Origin of the sequence: Nocardiopsis sp. JB363 (assembly GCF_900143625.1) — a bacterium.
Lineage (GTDB): Bacteria > Actinomycetota > Actinomycetes > Streptosporangiales > Streptosporangiaceae > Nocardiopsis.
Window position 1 is genome coordinate 26,605 of record NZ_FRFF01000065.1, and the last position, 23,231, is coordinate 49,835.

A 23,231-nucleotide genomic window follows, 5' to 3' on the forward strand; every position below is an offset into this window, starting at 1 on the left:
AGCCACCGATCTCGGGCGGTCAGGCGTGCAGGCCCCGGAGGACGTCGTAGAACTCCGCCTTGCCTTCGAGCCCGATGCCCGGAAGGTCACCCGGTGCCACACGACTGCGGGTGACGACCGCGTCGTCGGTGAAGCCGCCTGTGGGCTGGAACTCGCCGGGATAGGACTCGTTGCCACCGAGCTTGAGAGCCGCGGCGATGTGCAGCGAGAACTGGTGCCCGCCGTGCGGAATGCACCGGCGGGAGGACCAGCCGTGCTGGGCGAGCATGTCCAGGACTCGGCGGTACTCCGTCAGCCCGTAGCTCAGTGCCGGGTCGACCTGGATGAAGTCGCGGTCCGGGCGCATCCCGCCGTAGCGAATCAGGTTCCGGGCGTCCTGCAAGGAGAACAGGTTCTCGCCGGTCGCAATGGGATTACGGTAGTTCTCCGACAGCGTCGCGTTCAGACCGTAATCCAGTGGGTCGCCGACTTCCTCGTACCAGAAGAGGCCGTACCGGTCGATGGCCCGGCCGTAGTCCAGCGCGGTCTGTAGGTCGAACTTACCGTTGGCGTCCACCATCAGACGCGACCCGTCGCCGTCCAGAACGTCGATGACCGCCTCGATGCGATCGAGGTCCTCGGCCAGGTCGGCGCCGCCGATCTTCATCTTGACGATCTCGTACCCGGAGTCGAGGAAGCCGCGCATCTCGTCCTGCAGGTCTTCCAGGGTCTTGCCAGGCGCGTAGTAGCCGCCGGCGGCGTAGACGAAGACGTCCTTGTCCGGGTCGCCGTCACCGTAGTGGTCGGAGATCCACCGGTACAGCGGTACACCTGCGGCCTTGGCGGCAAGGTCGTGCAGCGCCATGTCCACCACGCCGACGGCAACGGAGCGTTCACCGTGGCCGCCGGGCTTCTCGTTGCGCATCATGACATCCCACGCCTTGATGGGAGAGAGCTCGCCGTTCTCGTCCAGCAGCTCCTCCGCCGCGGCGTTCCGCAGTCGCGGCAGCATTCGCTCGTTCAGGATGGCCGTGGCGTTGTACCGGCCGTTGGAGTTGAAGCCGTAACCCACCAGGGGCTTGCCGTCGACCAGTACGTCACTGACCAGTGCCAGGACCGTGCAGTCCATCTTGCTGAAGTCGATGTACGCGTTGCGCATCGACGAGCTGATCGGGATGGTTCCCACGTGGGCGGAAACGATTCTCATAGCACTCTTCCTGCGGAATTAGGTCTTATAAGACCCTTATAAGTTATGTGGAGCCTATGCTGGCTGCGACGAGGGGCACAAGCCCGTGGGCAGAAATTCTGTGAGAGAGGTCATGATGACCAGCGCGAACGTCTTCTCCAGCAAGGGCGGTCTGGCCTACACCGAGCTGCGCCGTCGTATCACCTCCGGTGAGCTCGCCCCGGGATCACGTTTGTCGCAGTACGAACTGGCGGAGGAGATGGGGATGAGCATCACCCCTCTGCGTGAGGCGGTGAGACGGCTGGCCAGCGAGGACTGGGTCGTGATGGACGCCCACCGAGATGTTCGCGTGGCGCCCATGAGCGCCTCCGAAGCGCGTGAACTGCTGGAGGTCCGTTTCTCGCTGGAACCCTCCGCCACCGAGCTCGCCGCCCTACGTCGGACGGAACGGGAGATCGCCACCATGAAGGCGGCGGCCGACGAACTCCTTCCGGTCACCCGCACCTGGGGTGAGGAAGCCATTGCGGCACATCGGGCCTTTCACCGGGCGATCTACGCTGCTTCCCACAACAACGTGATGATCAGGCTTCTGGATGACCTGTGGGACAAAGCGGACCGGTACCGGAGGATCGGCCTGGAACTGCCCGCGGGTGCCGAGCCACGCACGATAGACCTGAACCAGCACCACAGGATCCTGGAGCTCGTCATCGTTGGCGACGGTGCTGCCGCGGCCGGGCTGGTGCGCACCCATATCCACAACAGCCTCGGAGCCATGGTCACGGACACCCTCGAAGGCCGGGAACGTGCTTACCACTCCATTTCCGAGAGATCGGCCTGAGGCCACCCGAAGCGCTGGTCACACAACCACTCGGCACTCCACGCCCCGCCAACAGATCCGGTGGGATCGGGATCATCGACAGGGGCAGGCTTCGCCTCCGTCGGGACAGAGTCACCGCGGGCGCCGGCACATCCCCGTGCCATCACCTGTGGAGGGTACGGGGAGCCCCTGTTCAAGTCCGTACACAGGCCTGCGCGGGTCCGCCGCGCTCACGCTTCCTCAAGATGCTCGGAGGGTTCGTCCTCGCAGTTCAGCGTCCAGATTCGGGACGGTAAGCGGTCGGCGCGCGTACCGGACAGGGATCCTGTGTCGGCAGACCCTGGGCATGAAGAAACCTGGGGCTTCTCTCGTGCAGAGGAAGAGAGAAACCCCAGGTCATGTGCGGAGGATATGGGATTTGAACCCATGAGGGGGTTGCCCCCCAACCGCATTAGCAGTGCGGCGCCCTAGGCCTCTAGGCGAATCCTCCTGGCTGCGACCAGCCTACAGAGCGCGGGGTCCGGGCGCAAAACGAATCTCCCGGGCGGATCCGGTCGGGGAGGTCGGGGACGTCCGACCTCCCCTGCGGACTCAGGGTCGACGCTGACGCGGGACCTCGGGGACGCGGTAGGCGTCGGCCTGGAGTTCCCACAGTTCCCGGTACAGGCCACCTGCGGAGACGAGTTCGGTGTGGGTGCCCTGGGCGATCACGCGGCCGCGTTCGAGGACGACGATCTGGTCGGCCATGCGCACCGAGGCGAGGCGATGTGTGATCAACACGACCGTGGCCCCGGTGCGGCGGGCGTGCGCGTGGACGGAGGTGAAGAACCCGTGCTCGGCGCGGGCGTCCATGGCGGCGGTGGGTTCGTCGGCGATGAGCAGGGGCACCTCGTCGCCGTCGTCACCCCGGTAGAACGAACGGGCCGCCGCGAGCCTCTGCCACTGACCGCCGGACGGCTCCACCCCGTGGGCGAAGCGCTTGTCCAGCAGGGTTCCCCAACCGTGCTCGAAATCGGCCACCACACGGTCGGCCTGGGCGGCCTCGGCGGCGCGCCTGAGGCGTTCGGTGTCCTCCGGGCTGCTCATCACGGTGTTGCCGCGCGCGGTCAACGGCCAGTGCGTGTGGTCCTGGGCGATCACGGAGATCCGTGCGCGCAGGCTCACCCCGTCCACCTCGGACAGGTCGGTGTCGTCCCAGCGCACGCTGCCCTTCTGGGGCGTGTACAGGCCGGAGAGCAGTTTGGCGAGGGTGCTCTTGCCGGACCCGTTCTCGCCCACCAGGGCGATCGTCCGCCCACGCTGGAGGGTCAGGCTCACGTCCTCCAGGGCGGGCCCTTCACCCGAGGGGTATCCGAAGGTCACGTCGCGCAGTTCGATCCGGTCGAACCCCTCCGGGGCGGGCCGCGGTCCAGGACGCGGCAGTCGGGCCGCGGCCTCCCGCTGGAAGGCCACGAAGTCGGAGAAGTACAGACCCGACTCGTACACGCGGGTCACCGCGTGCAGGGTGTTGCTCAGCGCTCCCTGCGCCACGCGGACGGCGACGACGGCGGCCCCGGCGACGGCGATCGGTACGGCCCCCTTGACCAGCAAGAGGGCCAGCGCGGCGAACACCCCGGCGGTGACGAGGCCGCTCGCGGTGTCACCGGCCAAGCGGACGGCGGCCTGACGGGTGGCCAATCCCAGGTGGATGTCCAGCTCGCGGCGGGCGATCTGATCGAACTCGGAGAGCAGCCGACGCTCCATGGTGAAGGAACGGACCTCGGCGGCGCTCTCCCGAGCGGTCATGAGCTGTTCGAGCATGTGCTTGCGGCGTCGCCCCTCGGTGAACGCCAGGATCATCCGGTAGCGCATGCGGGCGGAGGCCGCGGCGCCCCACCACTGAGGGACCAGGGCGAGCAGCAGGAGCGGAACCAGGGCGGGGTGCAGGGTGGCCAGGACCCCGGCCGCGGCGACGATGCCCACCAACCCGGTCAGGAGGTCGACGGACTGCCGGACCAGGGCGCCCGCCTCGTCACAGCCGCGGGTGTGGGAGCGGAACAGGTGGTCGTGGAACTCGCTGTCGTCGAAGGCCCGCAGCTCCACGGAGGTGGCGTCGCGCAGCAGGCGTCGTTCGGCGGTCAGTACGACCTTGGGTTCCAGGCGGGCCTGGGCGCGTCCGGCGAGGGCTCCGCAACCGCCACGGAGGAGGAGTGCCAGAGCGAGCAGACCCAGGGAGGGGAGTGCGGAGATCACCCGTTCGGGGGTGGGGACCTGTGCGAAGAGCTCGCCGAGGACCGCCGTGGTGGTGACCAGGGCCCAAGCGGTGGCGGCGCCGGAACCGAGGTTGAACAGGACGGTCGTGACGACGTCGCGGGGGCCGCTGAGCCAGGCCAGGGAGGCGGCCCGGGCGAGGAGCGTGGGCATGTGGCGGGCGATCCGGAGCCAGGACGCGTCGAGCATGGTGCCGCCGTGCCGGTTCCACCGGGGCGGGGTGAGCTCGGGCAGGTCGAGACCCTCCTCCGGGGCCGGCGTGTCGGGGGCGTGACGTGTACTCACGGGGGTTCCTCCTGGAGGTCGGGCGGATCGGACGGGCCGATGATGCTTCGGCCGACCACCGTTCGGGGGAGCCTCGGGAGGTTGTGGACCGTCCGGATCGTACGGGGGTCCGATGCGTCTCCGGGATGCGATGGAGAAGGACGAGCGGGCGGCGCGGCGGAATTCGGGGGAAAGTCGCGATCCGAATCCCTGTACGAAACGGTCCCGCACGAAGTCGTGGGGTGGGCTCCCGAAGCCGGTGGGGCCGTGTCCGAGAAGGGACGACGCTCTTCAGGCCGTAGGGAAACCTGGTGGCCCGGTCGGGGCCGGTGGGCCGAGCGGGAACCCGAGGGTGGGGTCAGGTGGTGGTGCGTTCGATGATGAGGTCGGCGTCGCGGCGCAGCTTCTCCACGGACCGGGACAGTGTGCTCTTCACCGTCCCGATGGTGACGCCCATGCGTTCGGCGATCTGCGCTTCGGTGAGGTCGTCGTAGTAGCGCAGGACCACCGTGGCGCGCTGACGTTCGGGGAGACGTTCGATGGCGCGTCCCACGACGTCGGCGAGGTCGCTGCGCCAGGTCGGGTCGTCCACGCGCTGTTCGGGGATCTCGTCGGTGGGGTAGACGTCCAGGTGCTTGCGACGCCACTCGGAGATCTGCGCGTTGACCATGGCTCGGCGGACGTATCCGTCGCGGGCGCGGGGGTTGGCGATACGCTCCCAGGCGAGAAAGGTCTTGACCAGCGCGGCCTGGAGGAGGTCCTCGGCGTCGGCGTGGCTGTTGGTGAGGGAGCGGGCCATGCGCAACAGCGCGGGACCGCGTTCGGACACGTAGCGACTGAACTCGTCGGACCTCGGGGTCCGGGTCGTTCCCGTCACGTGGACCACCGACCTTTACGGGTAGCGCCGACTCTCGTCGTGCGGCAACGCTGTGTACACGGCGACGTGCGGCCGCCCTTGATTCACAGTGGCCGCCCTTGGTTCACAACTGTCACATAGTGAACGCAAACACCCAGGCAGGTCGGCGCCACGTGCCGACAAACCGCGCGAAAGCGACACGGATCGACGTGTCTTCGCATGACATGTCGCCGACACGATCGAGTGCGTTCCGGCGTGTGAACGGACGATCGCGCGTCCGGGGGTCACAATGGGTCACGAATGGACGAGTCGGGCGGCAGGGGGCGTGAAGGACATGTCAGTGATCATGGACAGGGATCGGGAGCGTCGGCGGTTCACGTCGGCGCTGCTCGGCTCCGAGGCCGCACCCGAACCCACCCCCGTCCACCATCGCGTCGTCCGCGGCGTGGTCGTGGACGCCACTTCGTACATGCTCTGCCTGGCCACCCCGAACGGTGAGGAGCGCTTCCTCTTCGAAGGGTCCACCACCTTCTGGCGTGGCGGTGAGGTCCGACCCGCCGAACTGCGGCCCGGTGACGACGCCGTGGTGCTGTGTTCGCACGACGGGAGACTGATCGCCGACCGGGTCTGGGCGCAGGCGGCTCGCGCCACCGGGGTCATCGTCGACCGCGAGGACGACACACTCACGATCGATCCAGGTCACGGTCGGCCGCGGCTCACGGTGGTCCTGCCCTACCGCACGTCCGGACGCATCTCCGTCCGCCATCCGCGGTTGGAGCCCGGCTACCTGTTCGACGCCGTCGGTGTCTGGCACGGCGGTGCGGTGTGGGCCGCGCGCCCGACCACCACACAGCCGCCCTACCCGCTGGACTCGACCCCGCGCAGGCCGCTCACCCGCGACCACTCCACCACTGTCGAGGGCATCGCCACCTGGTACGACCCGGCCTGGGGGCGCTCCGCCCACCTGGATCCACGAGCCCACGCGCACGGTGCCGCCTATCCGTCCCTGGACCGAGACGACGACGAGGGGCGGTGCGACCGGCGCACCCCCTGCCTCCCGCTGCCGTTGCTGTCGACCGGCGCCACCCTCCGGATGCGCAACGACTGCACCCGGGATACGGCGGTCGTGCCCGTGCTCGACTGCGCCGCCGCCGACAGCTGGTTCTGTGACCTGTGCCCTTCCTGCGGGACGCACGCGGCGGGGCGGATCGCCTCCCTCACCATGATCTCCTTCGTCGCCCTGGGCGGGCGGCTGGAGGCCGGCTGCTTCAACGCGACCATGACCGTCGCGAAACAGGAGGGGTGAATCGATGTTCCCGGAGATCCTCGCAGCGGTCCGCGAGGTCCAGCTGCCACTGCTGGCGGCGCTGCTGCTGATGGGAGCGGTGGGCAAGGCCGCCCCGCGTTCGGAGGGCACGGGCGTCGCGGTGTTGGTGCCGCAACGGTGGCGCCGTCCCGTCACGCTCCTCACCTGTCTGGTGGAGGTGGTCCTGGCGGTGGCGTTGTTGACCCTCACCGGACCGCTCGGCGAGGCGGCGCGGGTGCTCACGGTGCTGCTCTTCGCCGTGTCCGTCGGTGTGCTGTTGGTGGTGCGGCGGCGCGATCCGGAGGCGGGCTGTGGCTGCTTCGGCGGTCTGAGCCGCGAACCGATCGGGTGGCGCACGCTCACCCGCGCCTCCCTGCTCGCGGTGGCGGCGGTCGCCACCATCGGTCTGACCCCGAGCGGCTGGGAGGTGGCGGCCACGCCCACCCTGCTCCACGGCGCCGTGCTCGGGGTGGAACTGCTCCTGTTGGCGGTCCTCAGCCCCGAGCTGCGTGAAGCCCTCACCCGGACGCTCGGTAGGGAGCCGTGCGCGCTGCGGGAGGACTCCCCTCGACGAAGTCTGCGCCGGTTGCGCCGCAGCGACGTCTGGCGGACCAACACCAAGGTGATGCTCTCCACCGAACCCGAGGACACCTGGCGGCACGGCTGCTGGCGCTTCCTGCGCTACGACGGGATGCGCCACGGTCGCCGGGTGGACGTGGTCTACGCGGTGCGCGTCGGTGGGCCGCGCCGGACCAGGGTGCGCGCGGCGCTCGTGGAACGTGAGAGCGGTGCGGTGATCGCCACCTTCGGTGCGGTCACCACCCTCGACCTCCAGGGGCCGCCGCGCAGGCTGCCCCGGCCGCGGCAGGCGGCCAAGAGGGACGAGGCCGAGGGGCGTGGTGGCACCGGACCGGTCACTCCGGCCAAGGAGTCTTCGGGCGCGGCCGGGCGGGGGCAGCCCGGCGACCCCGAGGCGGAGCGGATCCAGGTCTGATCGGGTCTCGCGCCCGGTTCCCGGTCAGCCCAGCATCTGTCCCTGACGGTCGACGGCGGCCTCGGTGAAGTCCACGAGCATCTGCTCGTACTCCTCGGGGTCGCCCGGTCCCATGATCGAAGTGGTGCCGAGCAGCGCGCCGTTGCGGTACATCACGGTGTACATGTTGTTCTCTCCGCCGTCGTCGGTGACCTGGATGGCGAAGGAACGGGATTCGTCACCGAACTGTGGGAGTTCCAGGTCGCTGACCCCGTAGTCGGAGCTACTGCCGTCCTCGTAGGTGGCGGTGTACTCCGAGCAGCTCTCCGGCGGTCGGGTCTCCAGGGCCTCGGTGGCGGACTCCTCGTCGAGTTCGACGAGGATGTGCGAGACGGAGCCCTGTTCCCACTCGTAGGCGGCCACGGACGCGGGCGCGTCGCGTACCGCGTCCAGGTCGGCCCATCGGTTGGCGGCGTCCAGGCACTCGGGTTTGTCCAGCTCGGTAGAGGCCCGTACCTCCTCGGAGTACTGCACTGTGACAAGCTCGGAGTAGGTGCCGCTCTCGCTGCTCTCGGAGATCAGGGTCGCGTCCCGGACGCTCATCGGCTGGGCCTCGTGCAGTGCCGCCGAGGCCTCCGTGCCGGGGACGTCGCCCTGTTCCTGCTCCTGACCGCCACAGGCGGCCAGGAGGACCACCGCCGAAAAGGCCACGGTCGTGCCGGTGAATTGACGCAAACGCATGGTGATTTCTCCTGGTTTGTGCGATATTTCCGCTTGGAGCGGTGGCCAACCCGGACATTCATTGCTGAGAGTGTCTCGGGGCTAGCACAAAGTATTGAGGAAGGACAATGGTGTCGGAGTCGAAATCGCCATATCTGCGGGCGGTACTGGAGTCCATTCCCGCCTACAAGCCCGGCCGCAAGGTCGTCGGTCCCGACGGGCGCTCCATCAAGCTGTCCTCCAACGAGAGCCCCTACGGCCCGCTCCCGTCCGTGCGTGAGGCCATCACGCGGGCCGCCGCGGACCTGAACCGCTATCCGGACCCGGGCGCGACCGAGCTCGTCACCCGTCTCGCGGCCCACCTGGACGTACCCGAGGAGCACGTCGCCCTCGGCGCCGGATCCGTCGGACTGCTCCAGCAGCTCCTGGAAGCCGTCGGCGAGCCGGGAGCGGAGGTCGTCTACGCCTGGCGTTCCTTCGAGGCCTACCCGCTGCTGGCGGAGCTGTCCGGCGTCACGTCGGTCCGAGTGCCCCTCAGGGACGAGACCCACGACCTCGAAGCCCTGTTGGACGCGATCACCGAGGACACCCGCATGGTGCTGGTGTGCAACCCGAACAACCCGACCGGCACCACGGTCCGGGAACGGGAGCTCATCGACTTCCTCGACCGAGTGCCCGACCACGTCCTGGTGGTTCTGGACGAGGCCTACCGGGAGTACGTGCGCGACCCCGAGGTCCCCGACGGCGTCACCCTGTACGCCGACCGACCGAACGTCGCCGTGCTGCGGACCTTCTCCAAGGCCTACGGTCTGGCGGCCGTCCGTCTCGGGTTCCTCGTCGGCCACCCGCACGTGATCGCCGCCGTGCGCAAGACCGTCGTGCCCTTCGCGGTCAACCACCTGGCCCAGGCCGCGGGTATCGCCTCCCTGGACGCGGAGGACGAGCTCTTGGAGCGCGTGGCGACCACCGTCAAGGAGCGTGAGCGCGTCCGTGAGGCCTTGTTGGCCTCCGGATGGACCGTGCCCCCGACCGAGGCCAACTTCGTGTGGCTGCGTGCGGGTGAGGACACCCTGGAATTCGCCGCGGCCTGCGCCGAGGTCGGTGTCTCGGTGCGCCCCTTCGAGGGTGAAGGTGTTCGCGTCAGTATCGGCACGCCGGAGGAGAACGACGCGTTCCTGGCGGTCGCCACCACCTACGCCGAACGTCGCTGAACCCTCCACACCAGGGCACAAGCGAACGGGGGCGGGCTCCCGAACGGGAACCCGCCCCCGTGGGCGGTACGTGCGAACGCACGCGACTACTTGCCGGCGGCGTCCTTGTCCAGCTTCTCCACGATCAGACGGTAGAGCTGACGCGGGCGGCCGGGCTGGAGGGTGCGGTTGGGCGGCAAGGGCCAGGCCAGGCCCTCCTCCACCAGGGTGCGCAGCAACCGACGCGCGGTGCGGGAGGTGACCCCGAGCATGCGCCCGGCGTTCTCCGCGTCGACGACCAGTGGCCCGTCCTCCTCGGCGATCTTCTCCGACAGGCGCATGAGGGTCTCGCGACCCTTGGTGCGCAGCGGCTCGGAGGAGTGCCGTGCGGGCGCGCGCTGGGCCGGGACCAGGGATCGTCCCTCTCGGTCCACCGCGAAGCTCTGTCGGGAGGCCTGGGCACGGTTGAGGGCCGCGCGTGCGTGCGATTCCGCGTCCTGGGTGGTGCGGCCCATGCCGATGCCCACCTCGATCGCGATGCCCAACTCGGCCTTGATCCGTTCGACGAACGGCGGCTGCCGGAACCCCTCGGTCGCGGTGACCAGGGAGCCGCGGGTGGCCGTGATCATGAACGAGTGGTCGTCCAGACGGTGGGCCGTCGCGTTGATGCGGTGCGCCTCCTGCAACAGCAGTCGGTGCAGGGAGAGTCGCAGTTCCTCACGCCAGTAACGGGGTGTGGACCGTCGGGAGGAGTCGCGAAGGGTGGGCACGTCGACCACGACGACGCCCAGCTGGGCTTCCTCCAGACGGTGGTGGGCGCCCAACAGGCCGGCGGTCTGCAGCGCGCTGCGCACCCCGGCGTTGGTCGGCCGCAGCCGGATCACCGGCACCCCGATGGCCTCCAGCCGTTCGGCGACCCCGCGTACGCAGGTGATCGCCATCCGGGTGGCCTTGCGCCGCCAAAGCCCCTCGTGGAACGAGGTGAGTTGGGCGGTGTTGGTCAGTTCTTCGTGCACGTGGATCCCGTCCACGGGCAGGTCGACCTCGGAGTAGGCCTCCACCACGTCGGCCCGGCTGAGCACGTCCAGACTCGCTCTGGTCGGGTCGTAGCGGTCGTCCAAGGTCGCTCGGAGCAAGGCTTCGTGCAGGCTCGCCCCACCGAGTGGCACGAAGGTCGCGGGCATGGTCAACACGCCTGCCTTCCTCGCGAACTCGTAGGGGACCGGGCTGGCGAACAGATAGGCATCGATCGCCGACCCCAGCCTGACGACCTTGTCCGTCGCCTCTTGCTCATCTCGATACGCGGCGGCGATGAGTCTGGCGTTGAGAGGTCCTGTTGACCCAGGTCCCATGAGCATGACCCGTTCGACCACCTCATGGGGCCCTATGACGCCGATCGTCAAATCGCCAGTACGCTGGGCACTCACCTCGGGTTGCTCCCCGCTACCATTCCACGCTCTTCACTATGTGCGCCCACTGGTTTCCCGACCCGATCTCTGTCACGGCATGCTTGCCGAGATCGTACCCATTGTGCGGGGCCAAAGAAGATCGTTTTCCATATCAACGCCGAAAGCCCGGGTGGAGGGAAGCCCCCCACCCCGGCTTGAACTGTGCGAACGACTCTTTACGAGCCGGTAACGCGCTCCACGTCTCCGCCTAGCGCGGCGAGTCGCTGCGCGAACTGAGAGTGACCGCGGTCCACCAGATAGCCGGACGCAACGATTGTCTCACCTTCGGCGACCAGTCCGGCGAGAACCAGAGCGGCACCGGTCCGCAGGTCGTGGGCGATCACCTCGGCACCGCGCAGGTTCGTGGAACCGTGCACGATGGCGCGAGTGCCCTCGACCTCGATCTTGGCGCCCATCTTGTTGAGCTCGTCCGCCAGCGCGAAGCGACCGTCGTAGATGGCCTCGTGGATGTAGCTCTCACCCTCGGCCAGGGTGGCCAGGGCCATCAGCGGCGACTGCAGGTCCGTCGCGAAGCCCGGGAACGGCGAGGTCACCGCGTTGATCGGACGCAGCGGCACGGCCGGGTCCCTCTGGACGTGCAGGACGGCGCCCTCCTGAGAGAAGCCCACGCCCATCTGCTCCAGCTTCCAACGGGCCACACCCAGGTGGTCCAGGTTGGCGCCCACCAGGCTGACGTCGCCACCGGTGGCGGCGACGGTCATCGCGAACACACCGGCGTCGATGCGGTCGGCCATGATGGTGTGCTCGACGGCGGTGAGCTCCTTGACGCCCTCGACCGTGATCAGGCCGGTGCCGCCACCGGTGATCTTCGCGCCCATGGCGCTGAGGAAGTCGATGACGTCCAGAACCTCGGGCTCCAGGGCCGCGTGCTCGATCACGGTGGTGCCAGGGGCCAACACGGCCGCCATGATGAGGTTCTCGGTGCCGGTGTGGGACGGAGTGTCCAGGTACAGCCGGCCGCCGCGGAGCTTGCTCGCCTCCACGTTGATGTGGTTGCGCTCAAGGTCCTCGGTGACCTCCGCGCCCAGGCGTGCGAAGCCGCGGTAGTGGAAGTCGAGGTTGCGACTGCCGAGGTTGCAGCCGCCGACGCCCTCGATGCGCGCACTGCCGGTGCGGTGCATCAGGGCGGGAACGAAGAGCACGGAGCCACGGAAGCGGGCCGCGATCTCGGCGGGCAGGACCGCCTTCTCGGGGTCATTGAGTCCGGACGCGTCGATCACGACGGTGCGCTCGGCCTCGTGGAACGCGACCTTGGCGCCCACGTGTTCGGCGAGTTCGAGCGCGCGGTACACATCCTCGATGACGGGGACGTTCCTCAGAACGGTACGTCCTTTGGACGCCAACAGGGCGGCCCCGATCATCGGCAGGACGGCGTTCTTCGCGCCTTGGATGAACGCCGTTCCACTGAGGGGGCGTCCGCCGCGGACGCGGTAACGAACCTCCTGGCCCATGCTCTGTGCTCCTTCGTGAGGCAGATGTGAAAAAAGGTCACCCTTGGCGGGTTCGCCTATGTGGGTTTAGACGCGGGTTTCCCCTGAAACGTTGCGACCGACTTGCGTGTGACCTGCGCGGCCAGTGAACCGGTGGGTTCGCGACGACTCTATAGCAAGCACCGGCGAACGCCGGCCCAGAACGTGGTATACCCGCAGATCACGGATAGAGTCCCGCCAAACGACCAAAGAGGCGTTACGCCTGAGGGAGAGACAAGGGTTCGTGCGCATGGCCCACCGTTTACCCCGGCGTCGCGCACGACTCGACCCACCATACGTGCTCTCCGGTCCCGATCGGCGCCCGCGTGGGACGAATCACCCTCGCGTTTCGGGTCACCCGAGCGATTCCGTGCCGGTCAAGCGTTCGTAGATCTCCAGGTGACGGGACAGAGTGCGTTCCACCACGTCGTCCGGAAGTTCCGACCTCGGTGGGTCGTGGCGCGATCTCCCGGGGAGGTCGACCGGGCGAACGCGGGCCCTCGACGATCGTCGAGGGCCCGTCGCATGGGGTCGGGATCCTGTTCGGTGGACACGGGCCGAAGCGCCGGCGGAGGCCCTGAGAACACGACCTAGAGCTCGGCGGCGGCGCGCTCGGCGATGTCGGTGCGGTAGAAGGATCCGCGCAACTCGATCAGGCCCGCCGCCTGGTAGGCGCGCTCGCGGGCCTGACGCAGGTCCGTTCCGGTGCCCACCACGTTCAGCACCCGACCACCGTTGGACTTGATGTCGCGCACCCCCTCCCAAGCGGTGCCCGCGTGCAGCACGTAGGCACCCTCAAGGGCGTTGGCGGCGTCCAGACCACCGATGAGGTCGCCCTTGACAGGGTCGCCCGGGTAGCTCTCGGCCGCGACCACGACGGAGACCGCCGCGCCGGCCTTCCACTGCAGCGAACCGATCGAACCCAGACCACCGGTGTCGGTGGCCTGGAGGACCGCGCCGATCGGGGTCGCCAGTCGGTCCAGCACGACCTGGGTCTCCGGGTCGCCGAAGCGCGCGTTGAACTCCACCACGCGCGGGCCGCGCGCGGTCAGGGCCAGGCCGACATAGAGCAGACCCTGGTAGCGGTGGCCACGCCGGTTCATCTCGGACACGGTCGGCCGCACGACCGACTCCATGACCTCGTCCACCAGCCCGGCGGGGGCCCAGGGCACCGGAGCGTAGGAGCCCATCCCCCCGGTGTTGGGGCCCTGATCCCCGTCGTAGGCGCGCTTGAAGTCCTGGGCGGGCAGCAACGGCAGCGCGTGCGCGCCGTCGGTGAGCACGAACAGCGACACCTCGGGACCGTCCAGGTATTCCTCGATGACGACCCGACCGCACTCCCGGGCGTGTTGTTCGGCCAGGGCCCGGTCCTCGGTCACCACGACGCCCTTGCCGGCGGCCAACCCGTCGTTCTTGACCACGTAGGGCGCCCCGAACTCGTCGAGGGCCTCGGAGACCTGACCGGCGGTGCGGCACGCGCGGGCCTTGGCCGTGGGCACCCCGGCCGCTTCCATGACCTCCTTGGCGAATGCCTTGGAACCCTCCAGCCGGGCGGCCTCCTTATCGGGGCCGAACACCGGGATGCCACGGTCGCGCAGCGCGTCGGCCACACCCGCCACGAGCGGGGCCTCCGGACCGATCACGACCAGTTCCGTGCGGATACGCGCGGCGAGTTCGGTCACGGCCAGTGCGTCGGTCACGTTGATGACGTGGTTCTCGGCAAGGTCGGAGGTGCCCGGGTTGCCAGGGGCACTGTGGATGCTGGTGACACCCGGGTCAAGGGACAGGGCACGGACGAGTGCGTGCTCGCGGCCTCCGCCGCCGAGAACGAGGGCTTTCACTGAAGGGGGCCTCTTCTTCTGTCTGGAGGAAGGACGGTGGTCGCCGGATCAGACCAGTGAGCGCAACGCGAGGGTCTCGTCACGCCCGGGGCCGACACCGATGGCGGAGATCGGAGCTCCCGCCATCGCCTCCAGAGTACGCACGTACGACTGCGCGTTCTTGGGGAGTTCGTCGAATTCCCGGACGGCCGTGATGTCCTCGGTCCATCCGTCGAAGTACTCGTAGATCGGAGTGGCGTGGTGGAAGTCGGTCTGCGTCATCGGGATCTCGTCGTGACGGACCCCGTCGACGTCGTAGGCCACGCACACGGGGATGCGCTCCAGGCCGGTGAGGACGTCGAGCTTGGTCAGGAAGAAGTCCGTGACGCCGTTGACCCGGGTGGCGTAGCGGGCGATCGGGGCGTCGAACCAGCCGCACCGACGGTTACGGCCGGTGGTCACGCCGTACTCGCCGCCCTGGGTGCGCAGCCACTCGCCCTGCTCGTCGTGGAGCTCGGTCGGGAACGGACCGGAGCCGACACGGGTGGTGTAGGCCTTCAGGATGCCGACGACCTTGGAGATGCGGTTGGGGCCGATGCCCGCGCCCGCGGCGGCGCCACCGGAGGTGGGGGAGGAGGACGTGACGAACGGGTAGGTGCCGTGGTCGATGTCCAGGAGGGTGCCCTGGGACCCTTCGAGGTAGACGGTCTTGCCCTCGTCCAGCGCCTTGTTGAGGATCAGGGAGGTGTCGGCGACGTAGGGGCGCAGCTGCTCGGCGTAACCCAGGTACTCCTCGATGATCGGCTCGGCCTCCAACGCGCGCCGGTTGTACACCTTGGTGAGGAGCTGGTTCTTGTCGTGGAGGGCGAGCTCGATCTTCTTGCGGAGGATCTTGGCGTCGAACATGTCCTGGACGCGCACGCCCTGGCGGGAGACCTTGTCGGCGTAGGCCGGTCCAATGCCGCGGCCGGTGGTACCGATCTTGCCCTTGCCGAGGAAGCGCTCGCTGACCTTGTCGAGGGCCCGGTGGTAGGGCATGATCAGGTGCGCGTTGGCCGAGATGAGCAGCCGGGACGTGTCCACGTCCCGCTCCTGTAGGCCGCGCAGCTCCTCGAACAGCACCCCCGGGTCGATGACGACGCCGTTGGCGATGACGGGTACGACGTTGGGGGAGAGGATGCCGGAGGGCAACAGGTGCAGGGCGTACTTCTGATCCCCGATGACCACCGTGTGCCCGGCGTTGTTTCCACCCTGGTAGCGGACCACATAGTCCACCTGCTCACCGACCAGGTCGGTCGCCTTGCCCTTGCCCTCGTCGCCCCATTGGGCACCCACGAGCGTGATCGCCGGCATTGGTCTCTACCTCTTCGCTCGACACCTGAACAGGGCTTTTCACACCCCGGACATGGATCAACCCCTGGCGCAAGGCAGCGACAGGGGCCGTTGCGTATTGAGGGTACACGACCAGTGGATCCTGGTCAGGCGCGCCTCGTGGTGCCTGGGACGCACTGTTCGGCGGTGTCGGAGGGGTCGGGGGAGAAGGGACCGGATCCCTTCTCCCCCGGTCTTCTCAGCCGTTGAGGGCCTTGTCCGCCTCGGCGCTGGACTCGCGCAGGAAGGTCGCGCAGCGCTCGGCCTCCTCGGCGTCGCCGATCTCCTCGGACGCCTTGCCCAGAGAGTGCAGCGCGCGCAGGAAACCGCGGTTGGGCTCGTGCTCCCACGGGACCGGGCCGTGCCCCTTCCAACCGGAACGGCGCAGCTGGTCCAGGCCCCGGTGGTAGCCGGTACGGGCGTACGCGTAGGCGGCCACCGGCTTTCCGTCGGCCAGGGCCAGCTCGGCCAGGCGTGCCCAGGCGGCGGAGTAGGACGGGAAGCGCCCGGCGACCGGGGTGGGGTCGTCGGCGGCGGCCAACGCGTCGCGCGCCTCGGGGTCGTCGGTCAGACGGGTCTCGGGCGGCTCGTTCAACAGGTTCTGGTGCAGGTTCATACGTCCCATCCTGCCATCGGGGTCAGGCGGAGTCCCCTCCACGCCGCCGAACCCCGGGAGTGGAACCGTGGGTCAGCGCGTGCGCCCCCACCGCCGCCAAGGCCAGGCCGATCGCCAGTGCCGGCACGGTCGCCCCGGACAGTAGATCCGGGGCCCGCCAACCGTCGGATCCCACGTATGCGTACGGGACCACCCGGTACAGCCCCGGAACCATGTTGCAGGCCGCCGCCCCCAGAAGGATCCCGACGAGGACGAAGAGCCCGGACGGCACCGCGCTCAGGAAGGGCGACAGCAGGTACACGGCCGAAACCGCCAGCAGGACGTTCGTCACCAGGAGCCACGGATTCTCGGCCTCCGCCGTGGTCGACAACAGGGCCGGTGCCACGGTCGCGGACAGCAGTACGCCGAGCGCGGCCACCACGGCCGCCCTGATCCGTGTCCGGGTCCCGCCCAGCCGCTCCCACTCCCACAGGCGTGGGCGGTTCGCCCAGGCACCCGCCGTGGCCGCGCACACGCACAACAGTTCGGCGATGGGGACCCGTTGTTCCTCGTTGGGCCAGTCGAACACCGCGACCGGAACCACGGCCCCGGACAGGGCCAGACCGAGCGCCGCCGCCACGATGGCCGAGAGCGACGCGCCGAGCATCGGAAGCAGGGAAGGGCGCAGCGTCACGGCCACCACGGCAGTTCCTCCGGTTCCACCTCACATGCGGCCAGACGCTCCCCGTCCCGGGCGATCCACGCACGGACCTCGTCGGGATCGGCGCCGGCGAACGGACCGTCCTCGGAGGTGTCACCCCCGAACGCCCGCGAAGCGAGCCAGGCCTGAAACCCCGTTATCACGGCCGCTCTCCGTTCCCGCGCTTGCGCGTCCCGGTCCATACGGGCCACGCCCTCGGAGCCGCACACGAACAGGTCCGGCACCAGCCACGCGGCCGCGTCCTCGGGTACCTGCTGGTACGGATCCCACCCCGGATGGACGCGCATCCAGAACACCCCGTGCTCGGGACCGTCGAGTACTTCGCGGTCCTCGGTGGCCAGAGCGTGGTCGCGGACCTGGTCGGGGACCGCGTCGCCTCGCCCGTAGGCGGCGAAGACGGGGGCGGCCAGATCGATGATCGGGTCGAGTTCTTCCGCGTGCCCTTCGTGGACGCAGTAGCGGATCCCGTCACGCTCCGAGCAGATCTCGTCTCCGCCCTGGGCGTAGGCCACGAGCGGGAAGGTGTACAGGTGGGGCAGGAACGCGACCGAGGCCAGGGCCACGGCCCCCATCGCGTGCGAGGCCGAGAACCGCCGGGGGACACGGAGGAACCGGGCGATCGTCCATGCCGCGATGGTCGTCAGCAGAAGGAAGAACCCCAGCCGGTAGGAACCGAGCAGGACACTCTCCCGCATGCCCACGAAGGGCACGAGCGGAAGCTGGAGGGACGTCGCCGTCCAGGAGTCGGCGACCATCGGTAGGGCGGTGAGCACGAAGACGGTGGCGATCGCCACGGGAACGCCGAACAGCCCGCGCGCGAGGATCCCGCACAGGTAGCCGAGCAGGGTGAGCGCCACGAAACCCGCCAGGGCGCCCAGAACGGGCATGGGGTCCACCACCCCCGCGTCGTGCGCGGCGACCGCGACGGTCAGTGGGATCAGGCCCACCAGATAGGCGCCCAGACACCAGCCGGTGACCACCAGCGCGTGCCGCAGTGGAACGTCCCGTTCCAGGCGGGGCTGCCAGGGTTGGGCGAAGACCAGACTCGCCCGGGTGAACCGGGCCGCCACCAGCGCCGCGGCCCCGGCTGCCACCACGACTGGTAGGCGGGCCTGGGCCCCCACCTGGCCGGAGAGGTAGACCCAGTCCAGGGCTCTCCAGGAGAGCGCGCTCCAGGTCCCCGCCAGGGTCAGGGCGAGGATCAGTCCGGCCGGGACCAGGAGCAGGAGCGGTGGGAGCGGCCAGAAGAGCGGGGACGTCTTCACGCGGCTTCGGAGCGTGGTCACGGGCTCTCCCCGACTCGTTCGATCAGCCGGTCGTAGGCCCGTTCGAACTCGGAGCCGTAGGGGCTTCCCTCGGTGCTGTCCTCGATCAGGGCTTCCAGTTCCGGGAAGGTGCCGTGGAACTCGATCCGTCCACCCGCCAGGACCCCGACGCGGGAGCACAGGTGTGCGACGTCCTCGATGAGATGCGTGGAGACCAGCACGGTCCGGTCCTCGCCCAGCCCGGCCACGACCTCGCGCACGCGGAGCCGTTGCCCGGGGTCGAGCCCGGCCGTGGGCTCGTCCAGGACCAGGACCCGAGGGTCGTGGGCCAGGGCCGCGGCGATGCCGACGCGCTGACGCTGACCACCGGACAGGGTGCGTGTGCGACGGTCGGCGAGCGCGGACAGGTCGACGGACTCCAGAGCCCGTAGCGCCGCCGGCCCGCACTCGCGCCGATCCAGTCCGTGCACCCATGCCGCGTACGCGACCGTGTCCGCCACGGTCAGCTCACCGGCCAGGGAGAAACGCTGGGGTACGAACCCCAGCGTTCGTCGGGCCCGGGACCGGCCGACCGTGGTGGACAGGTCGTGCTCCCCGATGAAGAGGTGTCCCCCGCGGACGGGGAGCAACGTCACGATGAGCGACAGCAGGGTGGTCTTGCCCGCGCCGTTTGGTCCGAGGAGCCCGGTGACACCTGGTTCCAGGGTCCAGTTCAGGTCGTTCAGGACCTTCTTGCGACCTCGGTAACCGAAGTCCAGGCCCTCAAGGGTGACCCGCATGGGCCCGTCCGTTCCCATTCGCAAGGAGAGGAAATGGGAAACGAATTCCGGTCAGCACCTGTTGACCCTTCCGGATGACAGTTTGTTCCCGCTCGAACTCCTGGCCTCGGTGAAGTAGGTGCCGTTGCCATCGCAGCCGCCCGAGGCGGTGAGGGAGCCGTTGGAGAAACCAGTTTGGCTCGTCTCGGCCACGACCTTGTCGGGCCAGGCGGGACGGTGCTTGCGTACCTGGACGGTCAGGGTCACGGTGCCGCCACAGCCGGCCCGGGACCCGCTTCCAGAGATGGTGCCACCCGAAGCGCTGGGGTTGTCGGCGCCCAGCCCGCAAGCCGCCGACGCTCGTTCGGCCACGCTCTCGGCGGGAGAGGAGGCCCAGGCGGTTCCGGCCACCGATGACCCGACGAGTACGGTGCCGGCCACGAGTGCGCCGATGGCGGCGATGCGGAGCCCACGGTCACTATCTTTCACGTTTTCTCATTCCACGCAGGGGAGGTGTGACGGTGGAATCCCCGAAATCCTATCGGGCGTAACCATCCGGCCGGGATTCGTGGTGGTTCGTTGTTCCTTTTGTGTCGATGCGTGGTGAAAGGAGACGTCGAATTCTCCGCGCCGGGAATTCCAGGTTCAGGTGGCGAGAGGGCACAGAAAAGCGGTGCCCGGCGACCGACATCGGTCACCGGGCACCGGTGCGGACCGCCATCAGGGGCGGTGCCGTGGGGTCCTACTTCATCTTGTTGCCGGCGGACTTCAGGTGCTGGGCCGCCTCGACGACGCGCGCGGCCATGCCGGCCTCGGCGACCTTGCCGTAGGCGCGGGGGTCGTACGCCTTCTTGTCGCCGATCTCGCCGTCGATCTTGAGCACACCGTCGTAGTTCTTCAGGATGTGGTCGGCGACCGGGCGGGTGTAGGCGTACTGGGTGTCGGTGTCGACGTTCATCTTCACCACGCCGTAGCCGATGGCCTCGTGGATCTCCTCCATGGTGGAGCCGGAACCACCATGGAACACGAAGTCGAAGGCGTTGGTCTTGCCGTGCTTGGCGGCGATGGCCTCCTGGGCGTTCTTCAGCACCTCGGGGCGCAGCTTCACGAAGCCGGGCTTGTAGGAGCCGTGCACGTTACCGAAGGTCAGGGCCGTCATGTAGTAGCCCTTCTCGCCCAGGCCCAGGACCTCGGCGGTGCGCAGGGCGTCCTCCGGGGTGCTGTACAGCTTCTCGTTGATCTCGCCGACGATGCCGTCCTCCTCACCACCGACGACACCCACCTCGATCTCCAGGATGGTGCGGGCCTGCTTGGAAGCGGCGAGCAGTTCCTCGGCGATCTGGAGGTTCTCCTCCAGCTCCACGGCGGAACCGTCCCACATGTGCGACTGGAACAGCGGCTCCTGGCCCTTGGCCACACGCTCCTTGGAGATCTCCAGCAGCGGACGGACGAAGCCGTCGAGCTTGTTCTTGGGGCAGTGGTCGGTGTGCAGGGCGACGTTCACCGAGTACTTCTCGGCGACGACGCGCGCGAACTCGGCGAAGGCGACCGAGCCGGTGACCATGTCTTTGACCGAGGCACCGGAGAGGAACTCGGCACCACCGGTGGAAATCTGGACGATGCCGTCGCTTTCCGCCTCGGCGAAGCCGCGCAGGGCAGCGTGCAGCGTCTGGCTGGAGGTCACGTTGATCGCCGGGTAGGCGAAGCCCTCGGACTTCGCGCGGCTCAGCATCTCGGTGTAGACCTCGGGGCTGGCGATGGGCATGGCTTGACTCTCCCTGGTTCGGCCTGGAGCGAGCGTCCGCCGGTGCTGGACTGCGCGTGCCGGCGGGACCCCACGTGCGGTGCCCGGTGGAAGACCGTCCGTCGGGGAGACCCATAGGTCGGGCCGTGCGTCCGAGCGTCCACCAGGTGTCGTCCGAGTATCCCGAATCCCCGGAGCCGTTGGAAAGGTCTAGACCAAAATGCTCCGGGTCGACGACGTACCCGCAGCTTACGGGGAGCGAAGGATGCCCGGTGGGAGGGGTGCGCGAGGAGGTGGGTTACATCCCGCTTTGGGGTTTCATGTGAGCAAGCAGGAGCTTCGAGGCGACTGCTGTCGCTTTTTGCCGTGATACGCGCTACATTCGTCGCCGTGGGAAGGCATAGGAACGATCCGCGAGGCGTTGGCCAGGTGATGGCCATCGTCGGGGCCGTCCTGCTATTGGTCACGCTGGTGGCCCTCGGCGGGTACTTTTTGTACCGCTCGCTACCAGGGACAGGCACGGGCGTCAGCGCCAACGCGTCCGAAGCCGCCGCAGAGCCGGTGGCCTCCGACGACATGGGCGCCCTCTACATCCGTGTGGTGGGCGAATCCAGCGACGTGTTCGTTCGGGTCCCAGGCGGGGACGTGCTCCTGGACCAGGAACTTCAGCAGGGCAACTCCGTGCATTATCCGGACAACGCGCAGGGCCTCGAAGTCACCATCGGTGACCCGAGCGCCGTCGAGGTCTACGTCAACGGCGTCGAACAGGACGTCTCCGACCGTGACCCCGACCACGGCTTCACCCTGAACCCCTGATCCCCCGAGTATTCGATCTTCTCAGGGCTTCGGCCTCCAAAGGGCTCCGGGCGGGGCCACGCGCGGCCCCGCCCCCGAGATCACACGTCCAGGTCGGACACCTCGAAGACGGGCCGGTACTCCAGGCCCTCCTCCTCCAGACGGACACGCGCGCCACGGTCCACGATCAGCGCGACAGCCACCACCTCGGCGCCCGCTTCCCTCAGGGCCTCCACCGCGGTCATCACCGAACCGCCGGTCGTGGAGGTGTCCTCCAGTGCCAGCACCCGCCGCCCCGTGACGTCGGGGCCCTCGATCCGACGCTGCAACCCGTGGGCCTTGCCCGCCTTGCGCACCACGAAGGCGTCCAACCTGCGACCCCGCGCGTGCGCGGCGTGCACCATGGCGGTGGCCACCGGGTCCGCGCCCAGGGTCAGACCGCCCACCGCGTCGAACTCCAGGTCCGCGACGGTGTCCAGCAGGACCGAACCGACCAGCGGCGCGGCCTCCCCGTCCAGGGTGATCCGGCGCAGGTCGACGTAGTAGTCGGCCTCCTTGCCGGAGGAGAGGGTCACCTTCCCGCGCACGACCGCCTTATCGTTGATCTGACGCAGGAGTTCATCACGTTCGCTCATGATCAGTGAGCCTAGTGCCGCGTCGCGACGGGGCGAACCTCGGCTGACGCGGCGCTAGAACACCCGGTGGATGCCCGCGGATCCGGCATCCCACCTCGAAGGAGGCGACCTTGGCGGAGCACACAGACGTCGTGAGGGTGGAGACCACCGTCGACGGACGAGAGGGGGCCGAGCGGCTGGCGGGCTCGGTCGTCGAACATCGTCTCGCCGCCTGCGCGCAGGTGAGCGGGCCCGTCCGCAGCTTCTACCGCTGGGAGAGCGCGGTGCGGTCCGACGAGGAGTGGATGGTCGTGATCAAGACCGCCGCCGACCGCTTGGACGACCTGGTCGCCCACCTGGTGGAGGCGCACCCCTACGACGTACCCGAGATCGTCGCCGTGCCGGTCACCGGTGGGAACCCCTCGTACCTCGACTGGGTCCGTGAAGAGACCCGGGGGAGCGGCGTCGCTTGATCGCCGTCCTCCTACCCCCGACCCTCGGTACCCCGTTCGTCCTCACCGGTGCGGAGAAGGCCCTGACCGACATCGGACACCAACCGGTCCTGCCGGAGGTGACCGGCGACGACACCCCACCGCACGCCGCCCGCTACGTGGCCCTCGCCAGCCTGGAGATCAACCGTCTGGTCGCCACGGACGCGCCCACGGTCCTGGTGGCCCAGGGCGACACCGGCCCGCTGCTCGGCGCGGTGGGGGCCGCCCAACGCGCCGCCCATCGTCCCGTCCGGAGTTACGTGCTGCTGGACGCCCCGCTGCCACGTCCCGGCAGCCCCACCCGCGCCGAGATCGCCCGCACTCAAGGGTTGGCCGACCTTCCCGCCCGGACCGGAGAACCCGACGCCTATCGGAGCGAACTCCTCCCCACCGTCCCGGACTGGCCGGACGCGCCCTGCGGATACCTGCTCACCGACCCCGCCTACGCCCACCCGGCGCACCTGGCCGGCATGCGCGGGTGGGAGGTCCGTGACGTGACGGCCGCCCCGGACACCGCAGGCGAGACGCTGGCGGAACTCGTCGCCGAACTCGTGCGCTGAGCGAGTAAAACCAGGTGA

22 protein-coding genes and 1 tRNA gene are annotated in these 23,231 nt (G+C 68.9%); 7 read left to right on the forward strand and 16 right to left on the reverse strand.

Translation table 11 applies throughout. The features are described from left to right. Positions 1–19 precede the first annotated feature (19 nt). On the reverse strand, positions 20–1,186 hold the full coding sequence (locus BQ8420_RS10105; protein WP_087097687.1) for an enolase C-terminal domain-like protein: 1,167 nt from the start codon (positions 1,184–1,186) through the stop codon (positions 20–22). 115 nt (positions 1,187–1,301) lie between these two features. Between BQ8420_RS10105 and BQ8420_RS10110 the strand changes: the two genes are divergently transcribed. Further along, positions 1,302–2,003, forward strand: a complete 702-nt coding sequence (locus BQ8420_RS10110) for a GntR family transcriptional regulator (protein ID WP_087097748.1) — start codon at positions 1,302–1,304, stop codon at positions 2,001–2,003. Positions 2,004–2,385: 382 nt separating this feature from the next. On the opposite strand, the gene BQ8420_RS10115 is transcribed toward BQ8420_RS10110, so the two are convergent. From BQ8420_RS10115 to BQ8420_RS10125, 3 genes are all read right to left on the reverse strand, one after another. Further along, a tRNA-Ser gene (locus tag BQ8420_RS10115) sits at positions 2,386–2,472 on the reverse strand. A 101-nt stretch (positions 2,473–2,573) separates the two neighbouring features. Next, the gene (locus BQ8420_RS10120) at positions 2,574–4,517 is read right to left on the reverse strand and encodes an ABC transporter ATP-binding protein (RefSeq protein ID WP_087097689.1); all 1,944 of its coding nucleotides are present in this window, start codon (positions 4,515–4,517) and stop codon (positions 2,574–2,576) included. Between the two features lie 337 nt (positions 4,518–4,854). After that, a complete protein-coding gene (locus BQ8420_RS10125; RefSeq protein ID WP_087097691.1) occupies positions 4,855–5,382 on the reverse strand; it encodes a SigE family RNA polymerase sigma factor in 528 nt (175 codons plus the stop codon). Positions 5,383–5,686: 304 nt separating this feature from the next. Here BQ8420_RS10125 and BQ8420_RS10130 point away from each other — a divergent pair, with 304 nt between their 5' ends. Both BQ8420_RS10130 and BQ8420_RS10135 read left to right on the forward strand, forming a co-directional pair. Then, positions 5,687–6,658 carry a hypothetical protein gene (locus tag BQ8420_RS10130; protein WP_087097750.1) on the forward strand — a complete coding sequence of 324 codons (972 nt, stop codon included), beginning with the start codon at positions 5,687–5,689 and terminating at the stop codon, positions 6,656–6,658. Positions 6,659–6,662: 4 nt separating this feature from the next. Next, a complete protein-coding gene (locus BQ8420_RS10135) occupies positions 6,663–7,652 on the forward strand; it encodes a MauE/DoxX family redox-associated membrane protein (RefSeq protein WP_087097693.1) in 990 nt (329 codons plus the stop codon). Positions 7,653–7,676: 24 nt separating this feature from the next. Here BQ8420_RS10135 and BQ8420_RS10140 read toward each other — a convergent pair whose 3' ends face one another. Next, a complete protein-coding gene (locus tag BQ8420_RS10140; RefSeq protein ID WP_087097695.1) occupies positions 7,677–8,372 on the reverse strand; it encodes a hypothetical protein in 696 nt (231 codons plus the stop codon). Positions 8,373–8,479: 107 nt separating this feature from the next. Here BQ8420_RS10140 and hisC point away from each other — a divergent pair, with 107 nt between their 5' ends. Next, the gene (hisC, locus tag BQ8420_RS10145) at positions 8,480–9,562 is read left to right on the forward strand and encodes a histidinol-phosphate transaminase (protein ID WP_087097697.1); all 1,083 of its coding nucleotides are present in this window, start codon (positions 8,480–8,482) and stop codon (positions 9,560–9,562) included. Between the two features lie 86 nt (positions 9,563–9,648). Here the strand turns inward: hisC and BQ8420_RS10150 are convergent, their stop codons facing one another. The 10 genes from BQ8420_RS10150 to fbaA form a co-directional block, all read right to left on the reverse strand. Further along, positions 9,649–10,899: a transcriptional regulator gene (locus BQ8420_RS10150; RefSeq protein WP_235006037.1), complete on the reverse strand. Its 1,251-nt coding sequence runs from the start codon at positions 10,897–10,899 to the stop codon at positions 9,649–9,651. 266 nt (positions 10,900–11,165) lie between these two features. After that, positions 11,166–12,461 (reverse strand): UDP-N-acetylglucosamine 1-carboxyvinyltransferase, encoded by a 1,296-nt coding sequence (murA, locus tag BQ8420_RS10155; protein ID WP_087097701.1) that lies wholly within the window; start codon positions 12,459–12,461, stop codon positions 11,166–11,168. Between the two features lie 608 nt (positions 12,462–13,069). Beyond that, positions 13,070–14,320, reverse strand: a complete 1,251-nt coding sequence (purD, locus tag BQ8420_RS10160; RefSeq protein ID WP_087097703.1) for a phosphoribosylamine--glycine ligase — start codon at positions 14,318–14,320, stop codon at positions 13,070–13,072. A gap of 48 nt (positions 14,321–14,368) precedes the next feature. Continuing rightward, on the reverse strand, positions 14,369–15,652 hold the full coding sequence (locus tag BQ8420_RS10165; protein ID WP_087097705.1) for an adenylosuccinate synthase: 1,284 nt from the start codon (positions 15,650–15,652) through the stop codon (positions 14,369–14,371). A 217-nt stretch (positions 15,653–15,869) separates the two neighbouring features. After that, positions 15,870–16,286, reverse strand: a complete 417-nt coding sequence (locus BQ8420_RS10170; RefSeq protein ID WP_087097707.1) for a DUF3151 domain-containing protein — start codon at positions 16,284–16,286, stop codon at positions 15,870–15,872. A gap of 22 nt (positions 16,287–16,308) precedes the next feature. Further along, positions 16,309–16,968 (reverse strand): hypothetical protein, encoded by a 660-nt coding sequence (locus BQ8420_RS10175; protein WP_235006038.1) that lies wholly within the window; start codon positions 16,966–16,968, stop codon positions 16,309–16,311. Next, positions 16,956–18,272: an ABC transporter permease gene (locus BQ8420_RS10180; protein WP_235006040.1), complete on the reverse strand. Its 1,317-nt coding sequence runs from the start codon at positions 18,270–18,272 to the stop codon at positions 16,956–16,958. The genes BQ8420_RS10175 and BQ8420_RS10180 overlap by 13 nt, the downstream gene beginning before the upstream one ends. Beyond that, positions 18,269–19,030 (reverse strand): ATP-binding cassette domain-containing protein, encoded by a 762-nt coding sequence (locus BQ8420_RS10185; RefSeq protein ID WP_087097709.1) that lies wholly within the window; start codon positions 19,028–19,030, stop codon positions 18,269–18,271. The genes BQ8420_RS10180 and BQ8420_RS10185 overlap by 4 nt, the downstream gene beginning before the upstream one ends. A 51-nt stretch (positions 19,031–19,081) precedes the next feature. Next, entirely contained in the window at positions 19,082–19,498 is a 417-nt protein-coding gene (locus tag BQ8420_RS10190; protein ID WP_235006041.1) for a hypothetical protein, read from the reverse strand. Positions 19,499–19,751: 253 nt separating this feature from the next. Continuing rightward, positions 19,752–20,774, reverse strand: coding sequence for a class II fructose-bisphosphate aldolase (fbaA, locus tag BQ8420_RS10195; RefSeq protein ID WP_087097711.1), 1,023 nt, complete (start codon positions 20,772–20,774; stop codon positions 19,752–19,754). A gap of 411 nt (positions 20,775–21,185) precedes the next feature. On the opposite strand from fbaA, the gene BQ8420_RS10200 reads away from it, so the two are divergent. Next, positions 21,186–21,569, forward strand: a complete 384-nt coding sequence (locus tag BQ8420_RS10200) for a RodZ domain-containing protein (RefSeq protein WP_087097713.1) — start codon at positions 21,186–21,188, stop codon at positions 21,567–21,569. A gap of 80 nt (positions 21,570–21,649) precedes the next feature. Here the strand turns inward: BQ8420_RS10200 and pyrE are convergent, their stop codons facing one another. Then, entirely contained in the window at positions 21,650–22,183 is a 534-nt protein-coding gene (gene pyrE / locus BQ8420_RS10205) for an orotate phosphoribosyltransferase (RefSeq protein ID WP_087097715.1), read from the reverse strand. A gap of 110 nt (positions 22,184–22,293) precedes the next feature. Between pyrE and cutA the strand changes: the two genes are divergently transcribed. Together cutA and BQ8420_RS10215 are read left to right on the forward strand one after the other, a co-directional pair. Then, entirely contained in the window at positions 22,294–22,635 is a 342-nt protein-coding gene (gene cutA, locus BQ8420_RS10210; RefSeq protein WP_087097717.1) for a divalent-cation tolerance protein CutA, read from the forward strand. Next, positions 22,632–23,213, forward strand: coding sequence for a hypothetical protein (locus BQ8420_RS10215; RefSeq protein WP_087097719.1), 582 nt, complete (start codon positions 22,632–22,634; stop codon positions 23,211–23,213). The genes cutA and BQ8420_RS10215 overlap by 4 nt, the downstream gene beginning before the upstream one ends. Positions 23,214–23,231 lie beyond the last annotated feature (18 nt).

What these genes read in the sequence shown, in the direction of transcription:
- BQ8420_RS10130 (WP_087097750.1), top strand. Translation starts at nt 5,687, where the DNA reads ATGTCAGTGATCATGGACAGGGATCGGGAGCGTCGGCGGTTCACGTCG.
- BQ8420_RS10135 (WP_087097693.1), top strand. Translation starts at nt 6,663, where the DNA reads ATGTTCCCGGAGATCCTCGCAGCGGTCCGCGAGGTCCAGCTGCCACTG.
- murA (WP_087097701.1), bottom strand. Translation starts at nt 12,461, where the DNA reads ATGGGCCAGGAGGTTCGTTACCGCGTCCGCGGCGGACGCCCCCTCAGT.
- hisC (WP_087097697.1), top strand. Translation starts at nt 8,480, where the DNA reads ATGGTGTCGGAGTCGAAATCGCCATATCTGCGGGCGGTACTGGAGTCC.
- BQ8420_RS10185 (WP_087097709.1), bottom strand. Translation starts at nt 19,030, where the DNA reads ATGCGGGTCACCCTTGAGGGCCTGGACTTCGGTTACCGAGGTCGCAAG.
- BQ8420_RS10150 (WP_235006037.1), bottom strand. Translation starts at nt 10,899, where the DNA reads ATGCTCATGGGACCTGGGTCAACAGGACCTCTCAACGCCAGACTCATC.
- BQ8420_RS10105 (WP_087097687.1), bottom strand. Translation starts at nt 1,186, where the DNA reads ATGAGAATCGTTTCCGCCCACGTGGGAACCATCCCGATCAGCTCGTCG.
- BQ8420_RS10200 (WP_087097713.1), top strand. Translation starts at nt 21,186, where the DNA reads ATGGCCATCGTCGGGGCCGTCCTGCTATTGGTCACGCTGGTGGCCCTC.
- BQ8420_RS10165 (WP_087097705.1), bottom strand. Translation starts at nt 15,652, where the DNA reads ATGCCGGCGATCACGCTCGTGGGTGCCCAATGGGGCGACGAGGGCAAG.
- pyrE (WP_087097715.1), bottom strand. Translation starts at nt 22,183, where the DNA reads ATGAGCGAACGTGATGAACTCCTGCGTCAGATCAACGATAAGGCGGTC.
- BQ8420_RS10140 (WP_087097695.1), bottom strand. Translation starts at nt 8,372, where the DNA reads ATGCGTTTGCGTCAATTCACCGGCACGACCGTGGCCTTTTCGGCGGTG.
- BQ8420_RS10170 (WP_087097707.1), bottom strand. Translation starts at nt 16,286, where the DNA reads ATGAACCTGCACCAGAACCTGTTGAACGAGCCGCCCGAGACCCGTCTG.
- fbaA (WP_087097711.1), bottom strand. Translation starts at nt 20,774, where the DNA reads ATGCCCATCGCCAGCCCCGAGGTCTACACCGAGATGCTGAGCCGCGCG.
- BQ8420_RS10110 (WP_087097748.1), top strand. Translation starts at nt 1,302, where the DNA reads ATGACCAGCGCGAACGTCTTCTCCAGCAAGGGCGGTCTGGCCTACACC.